This window comes from Pseudomonas resinovorans NBRC 106553 (assembly GCF_000412695.1).
Classification (GTDB): Bacteria; Pseudomonadota; Gammaproteobacteria; order Pseudomonadales; family Pseudomonadaceae; genus Metapseudomonas; species Metapseudomonas resinovorans_A.
In genome coordinates this window covers 2,556,498-2,575,767 of sequence record NC_021499.1, presented here as the reverse complement: position 1 = coordinate 2,575,767, position 19,270 = coordinate 2,556,498, and the positions used below count along the sequence as shown (strand labels likewise).

Genomic DNA, 19,270 nt, shown 5'->3' with positions numbered 1-19,270 from the left:
TGAGGTCTATGACGCCTTGGAAATGGCGGAGCAGTCCACAGCGGCGGTCGAAGTCAGACCGTCGCTAACCCGCCAGAAGCGGGCGCTCAGTGGCCAAGGTCGTTTTCTTGCAAGCGACTAATGACAGGGACACTGCAGCCAAAGCGATTTATCGTTGCCCAGACCACTAGATGAAGCTGGGAGGTCAGCGCAATGAGTGCAGGTTCCGCCAGGCGAGACTGGATGCTTCAAAGTCACTTTCCAAGCAAAGTGGAACGAATCGAAGCCTATTTCAGCGGTCATGGTTACGAGCCCCATCGGCACGACACCTATGCCATCGGTCTAACGATGTCCGGCGTACAAAGCTTTCGCTATCGCGGCGGGATGCGGCACAGCCTTCCCGGCGGAGCGATGGTGCTTCACCCGGATGAGCTTCACGATGGCAGGGCCGGTACCGATGAGGGTTTCCGTTATCGCATGCTCTACATAGACCCGGTGCTGATCCAGCAGGCACTGGGCGGCAAGGCCCTTCCGTTTGTCGCAGACGGTCTATCCAACGACGTACGAGTTCTTCGAGCGATCGACTCGCTCATGCAGGCAATGGAACGCCCCGTCGAGTCGCTGGAGGAGGACGACGCCATCCATGATCTGGCTCACGCACTGGAGGCAGCAGCGGGAAAAGGCCGGGGCCGTCGCGCCATCGACTATCAAGCCGCCGAGCGCGCCCGGTCATACATTCTGGACATGAACGGCGCGAGCATGACGATCGAAGAACTGGAGCGGATCAGCGGGCGGGATCAAAGCAGCCTGTCCCGGGACTTTCGTGCGCTTTATGGAACCAGCCCGTATCGCTACGTGACCATGCGCCGCCTGGATATCTGTCGTGATCTTCTGTTGTCCGGCTCTGACCTCGCAGATGCCGCCCTCGCCGCAGGCTTCTACGATCAGAGCCATATGACACGCCAGTTCCGCAATACCTTCGGGCTTTCACCGGCACGCTGGTTGTTGCTCCTGAAATCCCTCTAGGTTGCAGGATCGTACAAGAGGCCCCTGGAGCGGGTGGGTAGGCTCATGGAAAGCCAACACGAGGAGCCAACCATGCCCAGCCCCCTCTCGCAGCTCAACCAGCAGCCGATCAACCTCCTTCAGAAGCTCTCACTCGTCACTGAGCAGTGGTCACCCAAGGTCGTTGCGGAAATGAACGACTACCAATTCAAGGTCGTACGTATCCAGGGTGACTTCGTCTGGCACTCTCACGCGGAAACGGACGAGGCTTTCTTTGTGATCGAGGGCCAGCTGCGCATCGACTTCCGGGACCGGCACGTGGTGCTCGGCAGCGGCGACTTGTTCGTTGTGCCGAAAGGTGTCGAGCACAAGCCTTACGCCCAGGAGGAGGTGTTGTTGATGCTCATAGAGCCCCGCGGTGTGGTGAACACCGGCGAAGCGGCTGGGGATCGCACGGCAGAGAGCGATGTCTGGATATAGCCGGTTACAGGCCGACTCGAAATGAAAGCCCTGCACTCGAGATCACTTCAAGTCGGATAGCGCTGGTCCCACCAAACACGAAAAAGCCGGCGGGCCAGCGCAACAGCGCTGCCCGCGCGGTCTCGTCCTACAGATATTTCCGCATATCTTTTCTCTGGCCTACAGAGACCTTTCCTACACCTCGTTAGCCTTGAGGCCCTACGCGCGCCCTGGCTAGTGTCCCCTCCGTCACGGTCAATCCCGTGGCCGGGTTTGACAGCCCGAAACAACATTGGCGCGATCGCGCCGCAGGGTGCATGCGAAAGACGGCGGACGTTTTTTGCAGGCTCTTGCACGCATGCAGCTAATAGCTGCACTGCTCTATGGCAGGTCGCGCGGGGAGATCCTCGCGATCTGCCGGTTCCAATGTTGCCGGTCTGTCAACCCCGCGTGACTTGCCACCCTCGATGACAGCGTGGGCGGTGGTCTTCAACTCAACATTGGAGATTAATCATGCACGACGCATACACCCCTCTCGTTTTCCATCACCACCACCAGCGCCTGCGCGCCCTGATGGTCGACAACCAGCCCTGGTTCATCGCCCATGATTTCGCGCGGCTGATCGACCTTCCCGACGCCCAATCCCTGCTCCAGGCCCTGGAGCCCCACGAGCAGCAAACCCTCCGCCTCGGCTACACCCACGACTTCCATGAAGACGCCACCGCCATCAGCGATATCGGTGCCTACAAGGCGTTGTTCCTGTTCGGCGAGCTAGCCCAAAGCCAGATCGGCCGCTGGCTCAGCGAGGTGCTGGTGCCAACGCTGCATGACTATCACCGGGAGCCGGATGCGGCGCCGCGCCGGGACGCGCTGAGCTATGAAGGCCGGCGAATCGGTGTGGTGCGCTGGCAGGGCGAGGTGTGGGTGGCCTGGCGCGATCTGCCGGCCTTCATCGGCTCAAACAAGGAGGCGTCGGTATGAGCGAGGAACTGAGCGAACGCCGGCTGCGGGAGCTGGTGAACCGGCTGGATTCGCGGCTGCATACGGTGCAGGTGCTGGCGGAGGTGCTGCTGGACAACGCGGGGCTCCGGCCCTGCATTCCCGGACCCTATCTCAATGAATACCGTGAAGGCGCGGTGATGGAAGCGGTCATTCTTCTGTCGCGCAGCAGCCAGGAGGATTTCTGGCAGTTGGCGAAGAGCGAGAAATGGCCGTTGAGTTCGCTGTGAGTTGAGGCGTGGGGCCCCTCTTCCGGGTTCGGGGAGGGGCCTTTTGTTGGGGGCAACGGGGTTGCCCCTTTTGCGAATGAAGTCACTACAAGTGCGGCAATGCTAGGCCCAGAGCTCCTACCCAACGCCCCTAAGCCTCATCCAGCATCCCCCACTGCACCCGCTCCAGGCGCTCCGTCACCTTGTCGGTGAAGGGCCAGGGACGTTCATGGACCCGCTGGACGATTTCGGGCGGCAACTCTTCGCCTTCTTCGAAGTAGCGCGTGACCTCGCGCCATTGCACCTCCAGCGCCATCGGCCACATGACTTTCCAGTAGCCCGCGTGAGGGCACAGCGCGCCGCTGTAGGCCGTGCGCAGGGGGAAGCCGTAACCACTGAACACCGGGGAGTCGGGAAGGGGCTTGCCCGTGGCAGGGTCGAGCTTCCTGGCATTGGCGAGCTGGTGGATCAGTGCCTCGCTGGGCTTGGGGGGCGGGACGTTGGCCAGGCGCTCTTCCAGCCATTGCAGCTTGCCGTCCCACGGCGGCAGCTTGGCGGGCGGCAACGGCACGATCTCGTTGATCTCGGGGACCGTGGGGCTGGCGTAAGAGGATCGTGCAAGGATGCGCCAGATCTTTTCGTAGCGATCGGCGCGCTCCAGGTCCTCCGGTTGCGCCAGGTAGTGCAACTCGTTAGTAGGCGGAGGGTTACGAAACGCTTTGTACAAAAAAGAAGCTGATACGCTGTCACCGGCTGCCACACCCAACTGGAACGCTTCAAGAGCGTCCTGATATTGAGTTCCTAGCTTCAAATCAACACCGAGATCAGATGCAGCGTCCCGCTGCCCCTGCTCAGCGGCACAGCGGAGCATTTGCCGAGCCACATCCGGCGCCATATTACTCGGTGCCAACTTGTCACCGACATAGTACTGGGCGTTGGCACTGCCTTCATCGGCAGCCTTGCGGAAGTAACGCAGGGCCATTGCCTCGTCTTGCTGCAAACCCGCCGAGCCTTGATTCAGGAAGATGCCCACGAAGTAGTAGCCGGTAGCCACACCGGCATCCATGAGTTGCTGGCTTAGCCGCAGGTTCTCCTCGCCGGTCAGCCCGTAACGACGGCCCCGCATGCTCCCGTTCTGCAGGTTGATAGTGGCCTTGGCATGGCCGTTTTCGGCGGCGATGCGGTAGAGCCGTTCGATCTGCCCATCCACCGCCTTGTCCTGCTTGAGCTGGTTGTTCTTCTCCAGCCAGCGGGCGTATTTGAATACCTGGTCGCTGTCCGCCGAGGGCTCGGGAAAGCGTTCGTGCGCGCAGGTGAAGGCCAGGTCGGCCTTGATCCGGGAGAGTCGGTCCATGGAGGCATCCTTTTTCCAGGGAATCCCGCCGCTGCCGCAGGCGGCCAAGCATGCAGTGACCAGTAGAAGAATCAGACGCATCCGTCGAAATCGCTCGTGGTGGGTGAGTGGTCATGGAATGCCCTGGTGGGGCACAGCGCAGGCACTAGCCGAGCATTCCCCACTGCACCCGTTCGAGGCGTTCCGTCACCTTGTCGGTGAAGGGCCAGGGACGCTCATGGACCCGCTGGACGATTTCGGGCGGCAGCTCTTCGCCTTCTTCGAAGTAGCGAGTGACCTCGCGCCATTGCACCTCCAGCGCCATCGGCCACATGACTTTCCAGTAGCCCGCGTGAGGGCACAGCGCACCGCTGTAGGCCGTGCGCAGGGGGAAGCCGTAACCGCTGAACACCGGGGAGTCGGGGAGGGGCTTGCCCGTGGCGGGGTCGAGCTTCCTGGCATTGGCGAGCTGGTGGATCAGTGCCTCGCTGGGCTTGGGGGGCGGAACGTTGGCCAGGCGTTCTTCCAGCCATTTCAGCTTGCCATCCCACGGCGGCAGCTTGGCGGGCGGCAACGGCACGATCTCGTTGATCTCGGGGACCGTGGGGCTGGCGTAAGAGGATCGTGCAAGGATGCGCCAGATCTTTTCGTAGCGATCGGCGCGCTCCAGGTCCTCCGGTTGCGCCAGGTAGTGCAACTCGTTAGTAGGCGGAGGGTTACGAAACGCTTTGTACAAAAACGAAGCTGATACGCTGGTGCCTGCTGCCACACCCAACTGGAACGCTTCAAGAGCCTCTTGATACTGCCTTTTACCTTGGAGATTAACCCCTAGAGAAACAGCCGCATCCCCTTGCCCCTGCTCAGCAGCACAGCGGCGCATCTGCCGGGCGATATCGGGGGCAATATCACTCGGTGCCAGCTTTTCAGCGACATAGGCCTGGGCATTGGCGCTGCCTTCATCGGCAGCCTTGCGGAAGTAACGCAGGGCCATTGCCTCGTCTTGCTGCAAACCCGCCGAGCCTTGATTCAGGAAGATGCCCACGAAGTAGTAGCCGGTAGCCACACCGGCATCCATGAGTTGCTGGCTTAGCCGCAGGTTCTCCTCGCCGGTCAGCCCATATCGGCGACCCCGCATGCTGCCGTTCTGCAGGTTGATATTGGCCTTGGCATGGTCGTTTTCGGCGGCGATGCGATAGAGCCGTTCGATCTGCCCATCCACCGCCTTGTCCTGCTTGAGCTGGTTGTTCTTCTCCAGCCAGCGGGCGTATTTGAATACCTGGTCGCTGTCCGCCGAGGGCTCGGGAAAGCGTTCGTGCGCGCAGGTGAAGGCCAGGTCGGCCTTGATCCGGGAGAGTCGGTCCATGGAGGCATCCTTTTTCCAGTGAGTACCGCCGCTGCCACAGGCGGCTAACAATGCAGTGGCCAGTAGAAGAATCCGGCGCATCAGTCGAGATTGCTCATGGTGGTCTTGTCGTAATGGAACTCAACGAGGGGCGTCGAGGGGCCAGGGGAACTCTTGTTGCTTTTAAGGTCTTTGTTTTTGTTGATGATTTCTGTCCATGCATCAAATGCATCTTCCGGATCATCCTGCGCCCCCTTCCCAGCGGTATGCAGGTCGAAGAGCTCGCGCCGCATCGCTCGCGTCACGTCATGCCACTCGTGGGCGATATTCAGTTCGCTGTCCACCTGCATGCTGCGGGTGTTGATATTGGCCGAGCCGTGGGTGGTGAAGACGTCGTTGACGATCATCAGCTTGGAGTGGATGTACACCGGCATCCAGGGCGCGCCCGGCGGCGAGTCGGGGGCCACCAGCGAGCAGACATGGACTTTCAGGCCGGGGATCGTTTCCGGGACCAGCGTCTCGTCTTCGATTTTCTTGATCTGCCGGTCCAGTTCTGCCTGCCATTCGGCAAGCTTCCTGTGCCCATACCGGTCATTGCCGCCCTCGGGCCGGGGCTTGGGTGGCATGTCCCGCGTGGCTTTTTCGATGCGCCGCAGCTTGGTGACCTTGGGAATGGTGTCCGTTCGACCCAGGCTTTCCAGCATGCGCTGGGTGTTGACGGTGCCCTTGCCGATGCCACCATCGGTGACGTTGGTGATCACGAAGAGATGGATCGCCCCATGCAGGACAGGGTCACGTCCGGCCGCGGTCTGCTCGGCGGCAGCCCTTTTTATCGCCTCGGCCAGCGGTGGCCAGCGGAAGTACTGGTTTTCGATATAGATGAGCTGGGTGGCGTTGTTCACCGCCTGCAGGTAGGCGGCCTGGATGTCCTGCTTGCCGGCCTGGGGCTGGGTGCGCAGCAGCTGAGCGAGCAGTTGGGTGCTGCCATCGGCCGCTTCGGATGGCGCCGCGAAGGGGACGCGCAATGTCGCCGTGCCGACGGTGACGGCCCGGCCCTGGACGAGACCCTGGCGAGCACTGAGCAGGTCCTCGCCGGTCTCCTTCAGCCAGGCATCGGCGAAGTTCCGGTGCAGGTGCTCGAGGATCGGCCCGGTCACACGGCAGGAGATGTCCTGGCAGGGCAAGGCGCCACGCGGACCCCGGTCGGGGGCATGGGTTTGCGGGGTGGGGTTGGGTCGCTTGGGGTCGGGGCGTTTCAACGCCGAATGGGCGTTGGTGTCCCAGTACGCGTCGAGCATGTTGTGGCCCATGACGAAGCCGACCGCTTTCTCGGGCAGCTCGTAGTCGACCAGGACACTTTTCTGGTGGTGCGAGGCGGACCATTTCAGAGCGGTGCGCGTTCTCCCGCTCAGTTCCCGGTCCAGGCTGCTTTGCCCGAGATCGGCTTTGATGCGGTCTCGATCGACCCCACTGAAGTCACGGCTGACGAACACCGGCACGCCGCTGTTCACGCGTTGCGCCGCATCGCCATCCGACACCGCATAGGTGCTGAACCAGCGCTCGTCTTCGCGGTGCTGTTCGTCGCTGGCGGTCTGTCCCGCGCGATGCTTGAGGTTCGGGCGTTTGCCGGGTAGGTTTGCCTCCCCTCCGAGACCGGCGCTGTTGAACAGCATTTCCCAACCCAGTATCCGCACGCGCACACCTTCCCGGGCCTTGGCCTCCAGCAGTTTGCCGATGGCGGGCTGCTCGCCGTCACGGATGAAGTACATGGAAGGCTGGAAACCCCAGCAAATGATGTCGATGGAGGCTTCCGCCTTCTCGATGGCCTCGTGCACGGCTTTGAAGGTGGCCTCGCCGTTGATGAGGTAGCGGTAGTCCGTCAGCATCGGCGGGTACTCGGTGCGCTGGACGAACCAGGGAGAGGTGGCGGTGGCTGTATGCGTGTGCTGCAGGGCGATGGGCACCACGATGGCTTGCTGGGTCATGCCGACTCTCCTTCGGTGCCCGGAGTGCCGTCCAGCCGGAAGGCATAGAGCAAGCGCTGGTCCGTGTGCGAGCCAGGTTGTAGCGCTTGGGGGGCGTCTTGAGTGTGGTGGTGGTGCAAGCCTCTGTTCGCCAGATGTGCCTGCTCGGGGTTGCGGTATTCGCTGGGGACCGGGAACTGGTACGCCACGCCATTACTTAGCTTGAGCATGTACTGACGGGTAATGACTGCATGCTGGATGGCGACTTCTCCACTGGCGTCCAGAACACCCTGGTCAACGGGCGCGCCATCGGCGTACAGCGTGTAGGGCATACCCGCCCAGGCCAGCATCGATGCATTCGGAACTTGAAGGATGCTCAACCGCAGGGTTGGGCTGGACTCGAGCTTGGGATACGCCGGATGGGCGGCGGTCATGCTGGCCGGCCCCTGGTAGTCGAAGTGCGCCGCCTTGATCAGGTAGTCACCCTGGGTGCCGGACTCGATGCCGCAGGCATCCAGGCTGATGTAGGTGCCGCCGGCATTGAGGACGATCTTCTTCTTGGCGCTGATGTGGATTTCGTCTTCGCTGCTGACGATGTCCAGGCCATGGCGGGCAATCAGCTCCATCCGGTCGTTCTGCGCCTGGATCTGCACCGCGCCCTGGTTGGCGATGAGTTTCAGCCCCAGCTTGCGCACGAACAGGCTCACGCCCTCCCCCACGCCGATGAACAGGCGCTTGACCACGCTGACGGACGCGTCGTTGCCGGCGTTGGCGATGAGGTTACGCTCGGCGGCCAGTTGCAGATGGTTGCCACTGGTCAGCGCAATGCCCTGGGGAGCGCTGAGCAGCGCCACCGAGGCTTTCAGTTGATCGAGTCGTTCGCGCAGCAGGGTGAGCTGGGCTTGCACGTCGGCGGGGTCGGCTTTGGCGGTTTCGGCATCGTCGGATAGCTTGCGCATCTCGCTGCCGGCTTGTTCGAGGCGGGCCACGGCCTCCTGCATGGCCAGCACCTGGCCCTGGGCACGGGGCTGTTCATCGGCGCTGATGAACACGCCCTTGCCCGCCCGCAGCGCTCCCCAGTTATCGGTACGCAACTCGAAGCCTTCGCCGCGCTTCTGCCGCTGCCCATCCACCAGGTGGCCCAGGTTGAGCTGGCTCTTGCCGCTGTGTTCGGTGCTGAGCTTGATGTGCTCCTGGCCACGGGTGTCGTCCAGGCGCAGTTTGTTGTTGGCCGGGGTGCGCAGGACGTTGCGCTTGTAGTTGTTCAGGGTGACGTGGTCGGGGTGCCGGCTGTCGTGCAGGGCGAAGGCGATGAAGCCTTTGTCGGGGTCGCCGTGCTCGAAGGCGATGGCCACTTCGGTGCCCTGGATCAGCGGCAGGTGCAGCCCATGGGTGTCCCCGGCGTAGGGGCGGGCCAGGCGCAGCCACATGCTTTCCTGGCCGGCGGGCCAGGTGTCGCGGTCGAAGAGGAAGTTGACCTTGTAGCGGCCTTCGAGGTCGATGTGGCTGTAGAGGTCGTCGGGCTGCGGGCTGGTGACCCGCGCCGGGATGGTGCCGACGATCAGCGGCCTTTGCTTCAACAGCGGGCGGAAGCAGATGTGCTCGACATAGGGAATGGCCTCGAAGCGGGCTTCGAAGCTGTGGTCGCGGGCGGCGGTGGCGGTCAGGCGAGTGATGACGGCGCCGGGGGCGAAGGCCTCGGGGGCGCCGCCGTCGATTCCCAGCACCTGCCCGGGGGCCAGGGTCGCGCTGCTGGCGATGCCGGCGAGGCGGGTACGGGCATTGAGGTAGCGCTCGTGCCGCAGGCGAGCGAAGAAGTAGCCGCTCTCGCTTTGCAGGTCTTCGTCCTGGGCGTAGGCGTCGCCCAGTTCGGTGTAGTGCTCGGCGTAGTGGTAGGCCTCGCCGTAGGTGGTGGGGTCGCCCCGGCTCTGGTCGACATCGCCGTCGAGCCGGGCGGCGGCATCGCGTGGGTCGTAGGCGCGGACGTGGATGTCCTTTTCCACCACGCCATGCTGCGATTGCAGGGCCCAGACCGCGTCCTGCCCGCTGGCGCTGGTGCCGGACGGCGGGCGGTACGGCAGGCGAACATCGAACTGGTAGTTGCGCTGGTCGTCGTGGAACTGGACGACGTCGATGTTCAACCGCTCGTCGGCGGTGAAGCGGTACCAGATGCCGACTTCGGCCAGCAGGCGGGTGATGAAGGCCAGGTCGCTCTCGCCGTACTGCATCACCTGTTCGCGCTTGGGGTACTCGCGCGTGAGGTCGAAGAAGAAGTCCTGCCCCGCCCACTGGTGGCGCTCGCTGCGCAGGATCTGATTGACGATCTCGGGCACCGAGAGGTGCTGGTAGATGCGGTATTGGCGGCCGCGTCCGAGCAAGGCCAGGCGCGGTTGCAGGGTGACTTCGTAGCGGGCTTCGTCGTTGGAGCCGGAGAGGCGGCGAAAGCCCGTGACCACCCCATGCAGGGTGCGCAAGGGCTGGGCCGGCGGCAGGCTCAGGCCGGCGAAGGGCAACGGGCTGGGCGGCGGATGCAGGCTGAAGCTGGCGCGCTGACCCAGCAGCTGCTCGGCGGGGAGGTCACGCTCGCTGGAGGTGAATTCCACCTGGTAGCTGAAGGGCTCGCTGAGGGCTTCCGTGCCCGTGAAGGCGAGCACGTCGAGGGCGGCGTCGAGGCCACGGACCTGGAGCTTGTGGCGGCTGTGGTCGAAGAAGGGGCGGAGTGCGGCAAGCATGTGGACGGGCTTCCTTGCGTCAACAACAAACGCAGGAGCCTGCCATGTGAGCCGGCACTACAACTATCAGACGTGTCTGAATGAATTACGAAAAAAGGCAATTTCCTCACGCCGAGATACAGGCAAACATGAGAAGGGAATTTCTGATGGGAGTGTGAAGCGGGCTCACAGGGCTGTTCGGATCATCGACAAAGCCCCCCTCTCCATGAGTAATTTCATAGTCAGGCCGCCTTCGGGATTGCGGGGACACGACGCATGCACCCCAATCGTTTTCTATCACCACCACCAACGCCTGCGCTGTGTGATGGTCGACAAACAGCCCCAGTTCCTCGCCCATGGCTTCTCCCGGCTGATCGGCCAGACCGACACCCTCCCCTTGCTCCAGGCTCTGGAGCCCCACGAGCAGCAAACCCTCCGTCTCGGCTAGAAGATGGAGAAGTTGCCATTGGCGCGAAGTGAGTCGAGGTGCGGCACCTCCTCCGGTTTCGGGGAGGGGCCTTTGCTGGTTGGGCCAACGGCGTTGCCCCCGGGTAGGTTGGCGTAGAGCGAAGCGAAACCCAACGTCGGGCTCGCCAGAACCCCCGTGCCAGAAAGGTGGCGCCCCAAGCCCCCGCCATCGAAATGGTCGCTAAGAGGACGTGTCAGGACGGTTTGGAAATAGATAGGGGGGTGGGGGCACAGGATAATCGCGGGGCCTTCACGCCCGGGTCTATCTCGGGTATTTCGCGGGCAACGATTGGATCGCACAACAACAAAAGCCTGCAGAAGATTCCAAAAGGGGCTGTAACCCATGGCAACGGACAAGAACCTTGAAACTCATGCCCTCGGCGTGACGGACCCATCGAAGACCGAAGAGGCAAGGCAGGATCGGCATCTGGAAGGCAAGCTCGACTGGGTGGTTTTCGGCTTCACCAGCGTCATTGCCATCGCATTCATCGTCTGGGGGATCGTCAGCCAGGCGGGCCTCGCCAGCAGCGCTTCCTCGGCACAGAGCTGGGTGATCGTCCACTTCGGCTGGTTCTTCGTCCTCACCTCCACCTTCTTCGTCATCTTCGTGCTCTGGCTGGCGGCCAGCCGGTACGGCAGGATCCCGCTGGGACGCGATGGCGAAGCCCCCGAATTCCGCACCATTTCCTGGATCGCCATGATGTTCAGCGCCGGCATGGGGATCGGCCTGATGTTCTTCGGCGTCGCGGAGCCGCTGTCGCACTACGTCAACCCGCCGCCGGGCTCGGCCGCAGGCCAATCGAGCGAGGCGCTGCAGGTGGCCATGGCCACCACGCTCTTCCACTGGACGCTGCATCCCTGGGCGATGTACGCCATCGTCGGGCTGGCCATCGCCTACGGCACCTTCCGGCGCGGGCGCTCGCAGCTGATTTCCGCCGCCTTCCGCCCGCTGATCGGCCGGCACGCCAATGGCCCCATCGGCAGCGTGATCGACATGATGGCGATCTTCGCCACGCTGTTCGGCTCCGCCGCCTCCCTCGGGCTCGGCGCGCTGCAGATCGCCGGCGGCCTGGAGTACAACGGCTGGATCGAGCACCCGGGCAAGATCTTCTACATCTCGCTCATCACCCTCCTCACCGTCGCCTTCGTTACCTCCGCGGTGTCCGGCATCGGCAAGGGCATCCAATGGCTCTCCAACACCAACATGCTGCTGGCGTTGGTCCTCGCCCTGTTCGTCTTCCTGGTCGGCCCGACGCTGCTGATGCTGAACCTGCTGCCGGCCTCCATCGGCGTCTACATCAAGCTGCTGCCGGAAATGATCGGCCGCACCAACGCCAGCGGCAACGAGCAGATGGACAACTGGCTGGCCGGCTGGACGGTGTTCTACTGGGCCTGGTGGATTTCCTGGACGCCCTTCGTCGGCATGTTCATCGCGCGTATCAGCCGTGGGCGCAGCATTCGCCAGTTCGTCACCGGCGTGCTGCTGGTGCCGAGCCTGGTGAGCCTGGTCTGGTTCACCATCTTCGGCGGCGCGGCCATCGACGCCCTGCGCGACGGCACCTTCGTGCTGGTCGATGGCGTCGTGAACAGCAACCACGCCCTTTACCAGCTACTGGACAGCTACCCGCTGGCCTCGGTCACGTCCGTGCTGGTGATGGTCCTGGTAGGCATCTTCTTCGTCTCCGGCGCCGATGCCGCGTCGCTGGTCATGGGCACCTTGTCCGAGCACGGCACGACGAAGCCCTCGCGCCGCACGGTGATCTTCTGGGGCGCGCTGACCGGCACCGTCGCTGCGATCATGCTGGCCATCGGAGACCCACGCGACCCGGGCGCCGCCCTCACCGGGCTACAGAGCCTGACCATCGTCGTGTCGCTGCCCTTCGTCCTGGTGATGGCGCTGCTGTGCCTGGCCCTGTACCGCGACCTGCGCAAGGACCCGATGATGCTGCGTCACCTGCGCGCCAACGAACTGATCGAGAAGGCGGTGCTGTACGGCGCGGTCAAGCACGGTGAAGAGTTCTACATCGTCGTGCAGGAGAAGAAGTCTTCCGTCAAGCGCGCCCGTACGGAGACGCAAGTGGGAGTTCCCGAGGTCTGACCCGGCGTCGGCTGCAAGTGTGGCCCCTCTTCCGAACTCGGAGAGGGGCCTTTGTTTGTCAGGGCAATCGCTTGCCTCTCTGATGACGAAGGTCCACTTTGGCCAAAAGCGGATGTTGCGGGTAGAGGAAATAAACCTGTCCCCTTTCGGTCCCGGTTTAGTACCTTCCAGCCTCTACCCCACGAGTACTCGATATTGATCTCCGTCCTCTCCAACGGCCAACCATCAACCCCGCCTGCGCCATTCGAACCTGCCGTGCCATGGTGGAGCTTCACTAAAACGGTATTGGCCGCCACAGCCCTGACACTGGTGCGTGACGGGCTGCTCAGCCTGGATGCTCGACTGCCCGGCAACGCATTCACCTTGCGCCAGCTCCTGCGGCACGAGGCAGGTCTCGCAGACTACGGCGAGCTTCCCGAGTACCACGCGGCCGTTGCCAGCCAGGAAGCGGCATGGCCTACCGACGAAATGATGCGCCGTCTTGATGGCTACCGGCTTCGCTACAGCCCCGGCGAAGGCTGGCGCTACTCGAACGTGGGCTACATGCTGGTCGCAAGACTCATCGAACGTACGACAGACCTGCCGCTTGAAGAGGCGGTCAGGCAACAGGTACTGGCGCCCCTCGGTATCTCGGCTGCTCGTTTTGCAATGCAGCCAGCGGATCTAGCCGAGACCGGGCTCGACGGCTCATCGAACTACGACCCGGCCTGGGTCTATCACGGGCTGTTGATCGGCCCGGTTTCACAGGCCGCCCTGCTTCTTGATCGACTGCTCGCCGGCGACCTGCTTCCCGCCAACCTGCTTCAGGACATGCGGGAAACACGAGTACTCGGCGGGCCGATTGCCGGGCGTCCCTGGGTTTCCCCGGGATACGCCCTGGGCCTGATGCGCAGTGCCATCGAAGGCGGCCTGACCCTGGCAGGGCATACGGGCTGCGGGCCTGGAAGTGTCGTGGCGGTCTATCGCACCTCCGTTGCTGAAGCCTCGGCGTGCTGCGGGATTTTTTCGCCAGGGGCACAGGAGGGGGAAATCGAGGCACAGGTCGTCCGGCAAATCCGTGCGGCGTTGGGGCTGGAACGCTGAGGGCGTTCTCCGGTCGTGCCAGGCGCCTGGCGGATATCAGCCTCTGCTCGGCTAGCGAACCTGACCTGATGCATGGGTCGGTAGCGGCCGTTAAGACGTGACGGAAATAAACCTGCCCCCTACCCTTCGGCCCCTTCAGGTGGCCTTTTTTCATTCGCGGACAATACTTTTCTGCACAGGTGGGCGTGCGGCGGGTGGCGCGCGCCGCAGGGAGGTGCGCGGTGAAAAAACTATCGATTGTGGGTGTCGGCATAGTGGGCGAGGCGGCGGCTCAGATCATCGCCCGGGAAGAGTTCTGTCGCGAGCTGGTGCTGGTCGATGTGCAGGGTGAGTTGGCAAAGGGCAAGGCGCTGGACGTCTGGCAGGCGGCGGTCGAGTCAGGTTCCGACACCCGGGTCTACGGCGGCTCCAACGCCGAATTGCTGCAGGACTCCGAGCTGGTGGTGATCACGGCGGGCGTGCCCCGCAAGCCGGGTCAGTCGCGCCAGGATGTACTGAGCATCAATCTGCCGATTCTCGACGGCATCATGGGGGATATCAATCGCCATGCCCCGGCGGCGACGGTGCTGGTGGTATCGAATCCGGTCGACGTGCTGACCTATCGGGCCTGGAGTCTCAGCGGGCTGGGACGCACCAGGGTGTTCGGGCAGGCAGGGGTGCTGGATACGGCGCGCATGAAGTGCTTCATCGCCGAGGAAACAGGGTTTTCCGCACGGGATATCTCGGCGCTCGTGCTGGGAGGGCATGGCGATAGCATGGTGCCGCTGATGCGCTACTGCACGGTCGGTTCGGTGCCGCTGTCCCACTTCCTGTCCAGCGAGCAGATAGAGAGGATCGTGCAGCGCACGCGTCAGGGCGGCGGCGAGATCCTGGGCCTGAAGAAGGTCGGGAGCGCCTGCGACGCGCCGGGCGTGGCCATTGCACAGATGGTGGATGCCATTGCCAATGGGCGAAACCGCATCTTGCCGACGGTCGCGATTCTCGAGGGCGAGTACGGGCGCACGGGTATCGCCATGGGCGTCCCCTGCGTGCTCTCGGATGAGGGGCTTGTGCGGGTGATCGAGCTGCCTCTGGATACGCAGGAACAGGCGATGTTCGACCACTCCGCCGATCAGGTGGTGCGCGACATCGCTGAAATGAATGCGTTGTGAGCGCGGGTATGTGAGCGGAAAGGGGGGGGCTCCCCCCTCACAGTCGTGACTTCGTCAACCGCCGCAAGCTGGCCGCTCTGTTGGCGCTGTGAACTGTCCGCCTTGGTCCGGCATCCGCCCTTCATGACGGACGACTACCGGCCGCAACTTCCTCGTCGCCCTGCGCCTGTACGGCACAGAGGACGCCTTCTACGACCAGACCTGGAAGACGGTTGACGTGAGGAGGGATGAAGCCGCTCCTACAGGGGACGTGGCGCAGGGGTGTTCGCGAGCAGAGCTCGCTCCTACGGCCCCCCTGGCATGGCTACGAGCAATACGACTCGCGCTGGTCTTCGATCAGGGTCAGCGCAGCCTCCCAGGCCATCTCGATGATGCCGTCGACGTTCGCCCCTTCGAACTGCCGCGCGGTGTGCTCGCACACGTCCTTCGACGGGTAGACCAGCGTGCTGCCGCCGGCCAACGCCTGGACCTGCGCCTGGCAGGCGCGCTCCAGGAAGTGGATCTCGTGGAAGGCCTTGGCCACGCTGCCACCGCCCACCAGCAGGCCGTGGTTGCGCAGGATCATGGCCTTGTGCGGCCCGAGGTCGGCGATCAGGCGCTCGCGCTCATCCAATGAAAAGGCGATGCCCTCGTAGGTGTGGTAGGCCAGCCTGTCGTAGAACTTCAGCGCATGCTGGCTGATCGGTAACAGGCCCTGCTCCTGGGCGGACACGGCGATGCCGGCGGCGGTGTGCGTATGGATCACGCACATCAGATCCGGCCTGGCCATGTGCACGGCCGAGTGGATGACGAAGCCGGCGACGTTGACCCGTTGCTCCTCACCTCCCCGTACGGCCTTGCCGTGCTGGTCGATCAGCACCAGGTCGGACGCCCGCATCCGGTCGAACAGCACCCCGTAGCGGTTGATCAGGAAGTGGTGTTCCGGCCCCGGCACACGCAGGGTCAGGTGGGTGTCGATCAGGTCGGTCATGCGAAAGTGCGCGATCAGCCGATACAGCGCCGCCAGTTCGCAGCGGGCCTGCCATTCGACGGCACTGATGGTTTCAGGTCTGTTCATGGTCGTTCCTCTTGATTAGTCGAGCGGCTTGCCCGGCCCGCCCTTGTCGAGCCCGGGGCTCACACCGGCCTGGCCCAGTATCAGCAGGTCGCCGCCACGCAGGGGAGCCAGGGCGGACAGGTTCTGCCGATCGGGGCGCACCGTGGGGGTGAAGCCAGCCAGGTCGCCACCGGCCACGGCCACCAGGCCACCGTTGCCCACCAGGGCAACCCGCCCATCCGCCAGCGCGCGAATGTCGGTAATCGCCTCCGTGCTGCCGCTGTCCACCTCTCGCCAGCTGTCGCCGCGGTCGTCGCTGAGCAGCACACGGCCGCTCATGCCCGCCAGCAGCACGCGCCCATCGGGCAACGCGGTGCCGCACCAGAGCGAGCCACTGGCCCCGGTGTCCAGCGCCTGCCAGGTCGCGCCGTCGTCCAGGGAGCGGTAGGCGTTCCCGCCCTCCGCGGCAATGAACAGGCTGTGGTCCGGGCCCGGGAAGACCCGGTTGAGGTGGTAGTCGTCGCCCTCCTCGCCCACTGCGAGGCGCTGCCAGCTGTTGCCGCCATCACGGGTCTCGCTGGCGTAGCCGTAAGCACCCACGACGATCCCGTGCTGGGCGTTCTCGAACCAGACCGAGAGCAGCACCGGTGCGTCCTCCAGGCGTTGCTGCAGCGCCCAGGTCTGGCCGGCGTCGCTCGTTTTCAGCAGTACGCCGCCATGACCGACGGCCCAGCCGTTCCGCTCATCGGCGAAGCTCAGGGCGGTGAGCAGGGTGTCCACCGGCACCTTGTCGGCCTGGGTCCAGTTCAGGCCGTCGTCGGAGCGCACCACCACGCCATGGTCGCCCACGGCCACCAGGCGATTGCCAGCGGCGGCCACGGCCACCAGCGACGCCTCCTGCGGTCGGTCAAGGCGCATGGCCGGCGGCTCGGCGGCGCCAGCGGTGCCAGCGGTGCCAGCGGCCAGCGCCAGCAGCAGGGTCGCCAACAGACGCTTGGTTTCATTCTTGGGCATCTGGAGCTCCTTCCATCAGTGGGCGATCAGGGGTGCCCGTACCGGGCCCCGTCGCGGAATCAGCAGGTCGAGCAACACCGCGATGGCCGGCAGCAAGGTAATGGCCATCAGCATGTTGATCATGAACATGAAGGTGAGCAGCAGGCCCATATCGGCCTGGAACTTCAGAGCAGAAAACGACCAGGTGGCGACCCCCACCGACAGGGTGATGGCGGTGAACACCGTGGCGACCCCGACCTCGCGCAAGGCCAGCTGGAAGGCGCCGACGATGTGCATACCCTCCGCCAGGTGCAGCTGCAGGCGGTTGTAGATGTAGAAGGCATAATCGACGCCTATGCCCACCGCGAGCACCATCACCGGCAGGGTGGCGACGGTGAGGCCGATGTCCAGTTCCTTCATGAACCAGTAGCCGAGGAAGGTGGCCAGGGTCAGTGGCAGACAGCAGGCGACCATGGCCCGCCAATCGCGATAGACGAGGAACACCAGCAGCACGATGGTCAGGTAGACGTAGAGCATCATTGGCAACTCGGAGGTCTCCACCACCTCGTTGGTGGCGGCCTGGACCCCGGCGTTGCCGCTGGCCAGGCGCACCTTCACGCCGTCCAGGGAATGCTCGCTCCGATACTGCTCCACCGCCGCGACCACTCGCTTCAGGGTGCTAGCCTTGTGATCGGCCAGATACAGGTTGATCGGCAGCAAGGTGCACTCGGCGTTGTACAGGCGCAGGGCCTCGGGCACCTGGCGGACCGCCTCGGCGAGGGACGACTCGTCGGCGGGCAGTTCCGCCCACTTGGGATTGCCCTCGTTGACTCCCGATGCCGACAACTTGGTCAGCGCCGGCAGGGATTGCGCCGACAGCACGCCCGGAACGTTGCCCAGGTACCAGGTCAGGCGGTCGACATACTTCATCACTTGGTGCTGGTAGCAGCCACCCTGGGGCGTCTCCACCGCTACGGTGAACAGGTCCAGGCCGAGGGCGAAGTGCCCGACGATGCTTTCCACGTCCTGGTTGTAGCGCGAGTCGGCGTGCAACTCCGGCGCCCCCGGGAGCACGTGGCCGACATGCCGGCCCTGGCTCTGCCACACGGCCAGCGCCATCAGGCACAGGCACAGGACGCCGCCGATCGCGGCGTTGCGCGGCTCGGCGATGCGCCCGAGCTTCTGCATGGCCCCGTCGCGCTTCTCGCGCAGACGCTCGATGCGGCTGACGTAGGCGGCGTCGAAACGGAAGTAGCTGGCCAGTACCGGGAGCATGATCAGGTTGGTGACGATCTTGTAGAACACGCCGACCGAGGCGGTGATGGCCAGCTCGCGAATCATCGGAATCGGCACCAGCACCAGCGTGGCGAAGCCGACGAAGGCAGTTATCAGCGCCAGGCTTCCGGGAATCAGCAGGCCGACGAAGCTGCGCCTTGCGGCGGTCATGGCGTCGGCGCCAGCGCAGACTTCCTTGGATATGAAGTTGACCTGCTGCACCCCGTGGGACACCCCGATGGCGAACACCAGGAACGGCACCAGGATCGCCAGCGGGTCGAGGCCGAAGCCCAGCAGGGTGATAGTGCCGAACTGCCAGACCACCGACACCAGCGAGCAGAACAGCGGCAGGAAGGTCAGTACCCAGGAGCGGGTGTACCAGTACACGGCGAGCAGGGTCAGGATGAACGCCAGGGCGAAGAAGGCCACGACACTCCTGGCGCCGGCGCCGATGTCGCCCATCTGCTTGGCGAAGCCGATGATCTGCACGTCGAAGTCGGCGTCGCTGTAGCGGGTGCGCAGTTCGTCTTCGAGGCGCTGGCTGAACTCCAGGTAGTTCAGGCGCTGGCCCGTCGCGGGGTCGGGGTCGGCCAGCTCGGCCACCACCATGGCCCCGCCATGGTCGTTGGCCACCAGGCTGCCGACGAAGCCGCCGATGATGGTGCGCTCACGGATACCGGCGATGGCCGCGGCATCGAGGTTGCCCACCGTGACATCGCCGCCCACCACGTCCTCGGCCTTCATCCCCTCCTCGGTGATCTGCACCGCGCGGGTATTGGGCGTCCACAGCGAAGTCACGCTGCGGCGGTCGATGCCGGGCATGAAGAACAGGGTCTGGGTCAGGTCGTACAGCCGGGTCAGCGCCTCCCGGCTCCAGATATCGCCGTGCCTGGCGTGCAGCACCACGATGATGCGGTTGGCGCCGAACAGCACGTCGCGGTACTGGTTGAAGGTCTTGATGAAGGCGTGCTGCTGCGGCAGCTGCTTGTCGAAGCCGGCCGACATTTCCAGGCGGCTGGCGAACATCGCCATCACCAGGGTGACGACCGCGAGCGCCGCGAGGGTCGCCAGGCGATGGCGGAACAACATGCGCTCGAGCCCGAGCACCAACGAAGAGAGCATGGACGTGCCTTCCTGATAATCGAAGTCAGGCCCCTCCCGTGGA

The 19,270-nt window shown here is 64.1% G+C and carries 15 protein-coding genes; 8 read left to right on the top strand and 7 right to left on the bottom strand.

From position 1 onward, the window contains the following. The first annotated feature begins 192 nt into the window (after positions 1 to 192). From PCA10_RS11570 to PCA10_RS11555, 4 genes are all read left to right on the top strand, one after another. Positions 193 to 1,005 carry an AraC family transcriptional regulator gene (locus PCA10_RS11570; RefSeq protein WP_016492263.1) on the top strand — a complete coding sequence of 271 codons (813 nt, stop codon included), beginning with the start codon at positions 193 to 195 and terminating at the stop codon, positions 1,003 to 1,005. 72 nt (positions 1,006 to 1,077) lie between these two features. Then, positions 1,078 to 1,464 (top strand): cupin domain-containing protein, encoded by a 387-nt coding sequence (locus tag PCA10_RS11565; protein WP_016492262.1) that lies wholly within the window; start codon positions 1,078 to 1,080, stop codon positions 1,462 to 1,464. 492 nt (positions 1,465 to 1,956) lie between these two features. Next, positions 1,957 to 2,424 carry a BRO-N domain-containing protein gene (locus tag PCA10_RS11560; protein ID WP_016492261.1) on the top strand — a complete coding sequence of 156 codons (468 nt, stop codon included), beginning with the start codon at positions 1,957 to 1,959 and terminating at the stop codon, positions 2,422 to 2,424. Next, positions 2,421 to 2,672 (top strand): hypothetical protein, encoded by a 252-nt coding sequence (locus PCA10_RS11555; protein ID WP_016492260.1) that lies wholly within the window; start codon positions 2,421 to 2,423, stop codon positions 2,670 to 2,672. Before PCA10_RS11560 ends, PCA10_RS11555 begins: the two co-directional genes overlap by 4 nt. A 130-nt stretch (positions 2,673 to 2,802) precedes the next feature. On the opposite strand, the gene PCA10_RS11550 is transcribed toward PCA10_RS11555, so the two are convergent. The 4 genes from PCA10_RS11550 to PCA10_RS11535 all read right to left on the bottom strand — a co-directional run bounded on the left by PCA10_RS11550 (position 2,803) and on the right by PCA10_RS11535 (position 10,022). Next, positions 2,803 to 4,005: an SEL1-like repeat protein gene (locus PCA10_RS11550; protein ID WP_016492259.1), complete on the bottom strand. Its 1,203-nt coding sequence runs from the start codon at positions 4,003 to 4,005 to the stop codon at positions 2,803 to 2,805. A 145-nt stretch (positions 4,006 to 4,150) separates the two neighbouring features. Next, entirely contained in the window at positions 4,151 to 5,347 is a 1,197-nt protein-coding gene (locus PCA10_RS11545) for an SEL1-like repeat protein (RefSeq protein WP_016492258.1), read from the bottom strand. Between the two features lie 80 nt (positions 5,348 to 5,427). Next, a complete protein-coding gene (locus PCA10_RS11540; protein ID WP_016492257.1) occupies positions 5,428 to 7,311 on the bottom strand; it encodes a phospholipase D-like domain-containing protein in 1,884 nt (627 codons plus the stop codon). Further along, positions 7,308 to 10,022, bottom strand: a complete 2,715-nt coding sequence (locus PCA10_RS11535; protein WP_016492256.1) for a type VI secretion system Vgr family protein — start codon at positions 10,020 to 10,022, stop codon at positions 7,308 to 7,310. Before PCA10_RS11535 ends, PCA10_RS11540 begins: the two co-directional genes overlap by 4 nt. Before the next feature lie 304 nt (positions 10,023 to 10,326). On the opposite strand from PCA10_RS11535, the gene PCA10_RS31125 reads away from it, so the two are divergent. From PCA10_RS31125 to PCA10_RS11515, 4 genes are all read left to right on the top strand, one after another. Next, on the top strand, positions 10,327 to 10,449 hold the full coding sequence (locus tag PCA10_RS31125; protein WP_269451139.1) for a hypothetical protein: 123 nt from the start codon (positions 10,327 to 10,329) through the stop codon (positions 10,447 to 10,449). 363 nt (positions 10,450 to 10,812) lie between these two features. Continuing rightward, complete coding sequence (locus PCA10_RS11525; protein ID WP_016492253.1) at positions 10,813 to 12,567, top strand: BCCT family transporter; 1,755 nt, start codon at positions 10,813 to 10,815, stop codon at positions 12,565 to 12,567. Between the two features lie 192 nt (positions 12,568 to 12,759). Further along, complete coding sequence (locus PCA10_RS11520) at positions 12,760 to 13,650, top strand: serine hydrolase domain-containing protein (RefSeq protein WP_041770657.1); 891 nt, start codon at positions 12,760 to 12,762, stop codon at positions 13,648 to 13,650. 221 nt (positions 13,651 to 13,871) lie between these two features. Next, positions 13,872 to 14,801, top strand: coding sequence for a malate dehydrogenase (locus PCA10_RS11515; protein WP_016492251.1), 930 nt, complete (start codon positions 13,872 to 13,874; stop codon positions 14,799 to 14,801). Positions 14,802 to 15,105: 304 nt separating this feature from the next. Here PCA10_RS11515 and PCA10_RS11510 read toward each other — a convergent pair whose 3' ends face one another. From PCA10_RS11510 to PCA10_RS11500, 3 genes are read right to left on the bottom strand one after another with little or no spacing between them, the layout of a single operon-like run. After that, entirely contained in the window at positions 15,106 to 15,858 is a 753-nt protein-coding gene (locus tag PCA10_RS11510) for a class II aldolase/adducin family protein (protein ID WP_016492250.1), read from the bottom strand. Between the two features lie 15 nt (positions 15,859 to 15,873). Continuing rightward, positions 15,874 to 16,851: a WD40/YVTN/BNR-like repeat-containing protein gene (locus tag PCA10_RS11505; RefSeq protein ID WP_016492249.1), complete on the bottom strand. Its 978-nt coding sequence runs from the start codon at positions 16,849 to 16,851 to the stop codon at positions 15,874 to 15,876. Positions 16,852 to 16,866: 15 nt separating this feature from the next. Continuing rightward, on the bottom strand, positions 16,867 to 19,227 hold the full coding sequence (locus tag PCA10_RS11500; RefSeq protein WP_016492248.1) for an efflux RND transporter permease subunit: 2,361 nt from the start codon (positions 19,225 to 19,227) through the stop codon (positions 16,867 to 16,869). Between the last annotated feature and the right edge of the window lie 43 nt (positions 19,228 to 19,270).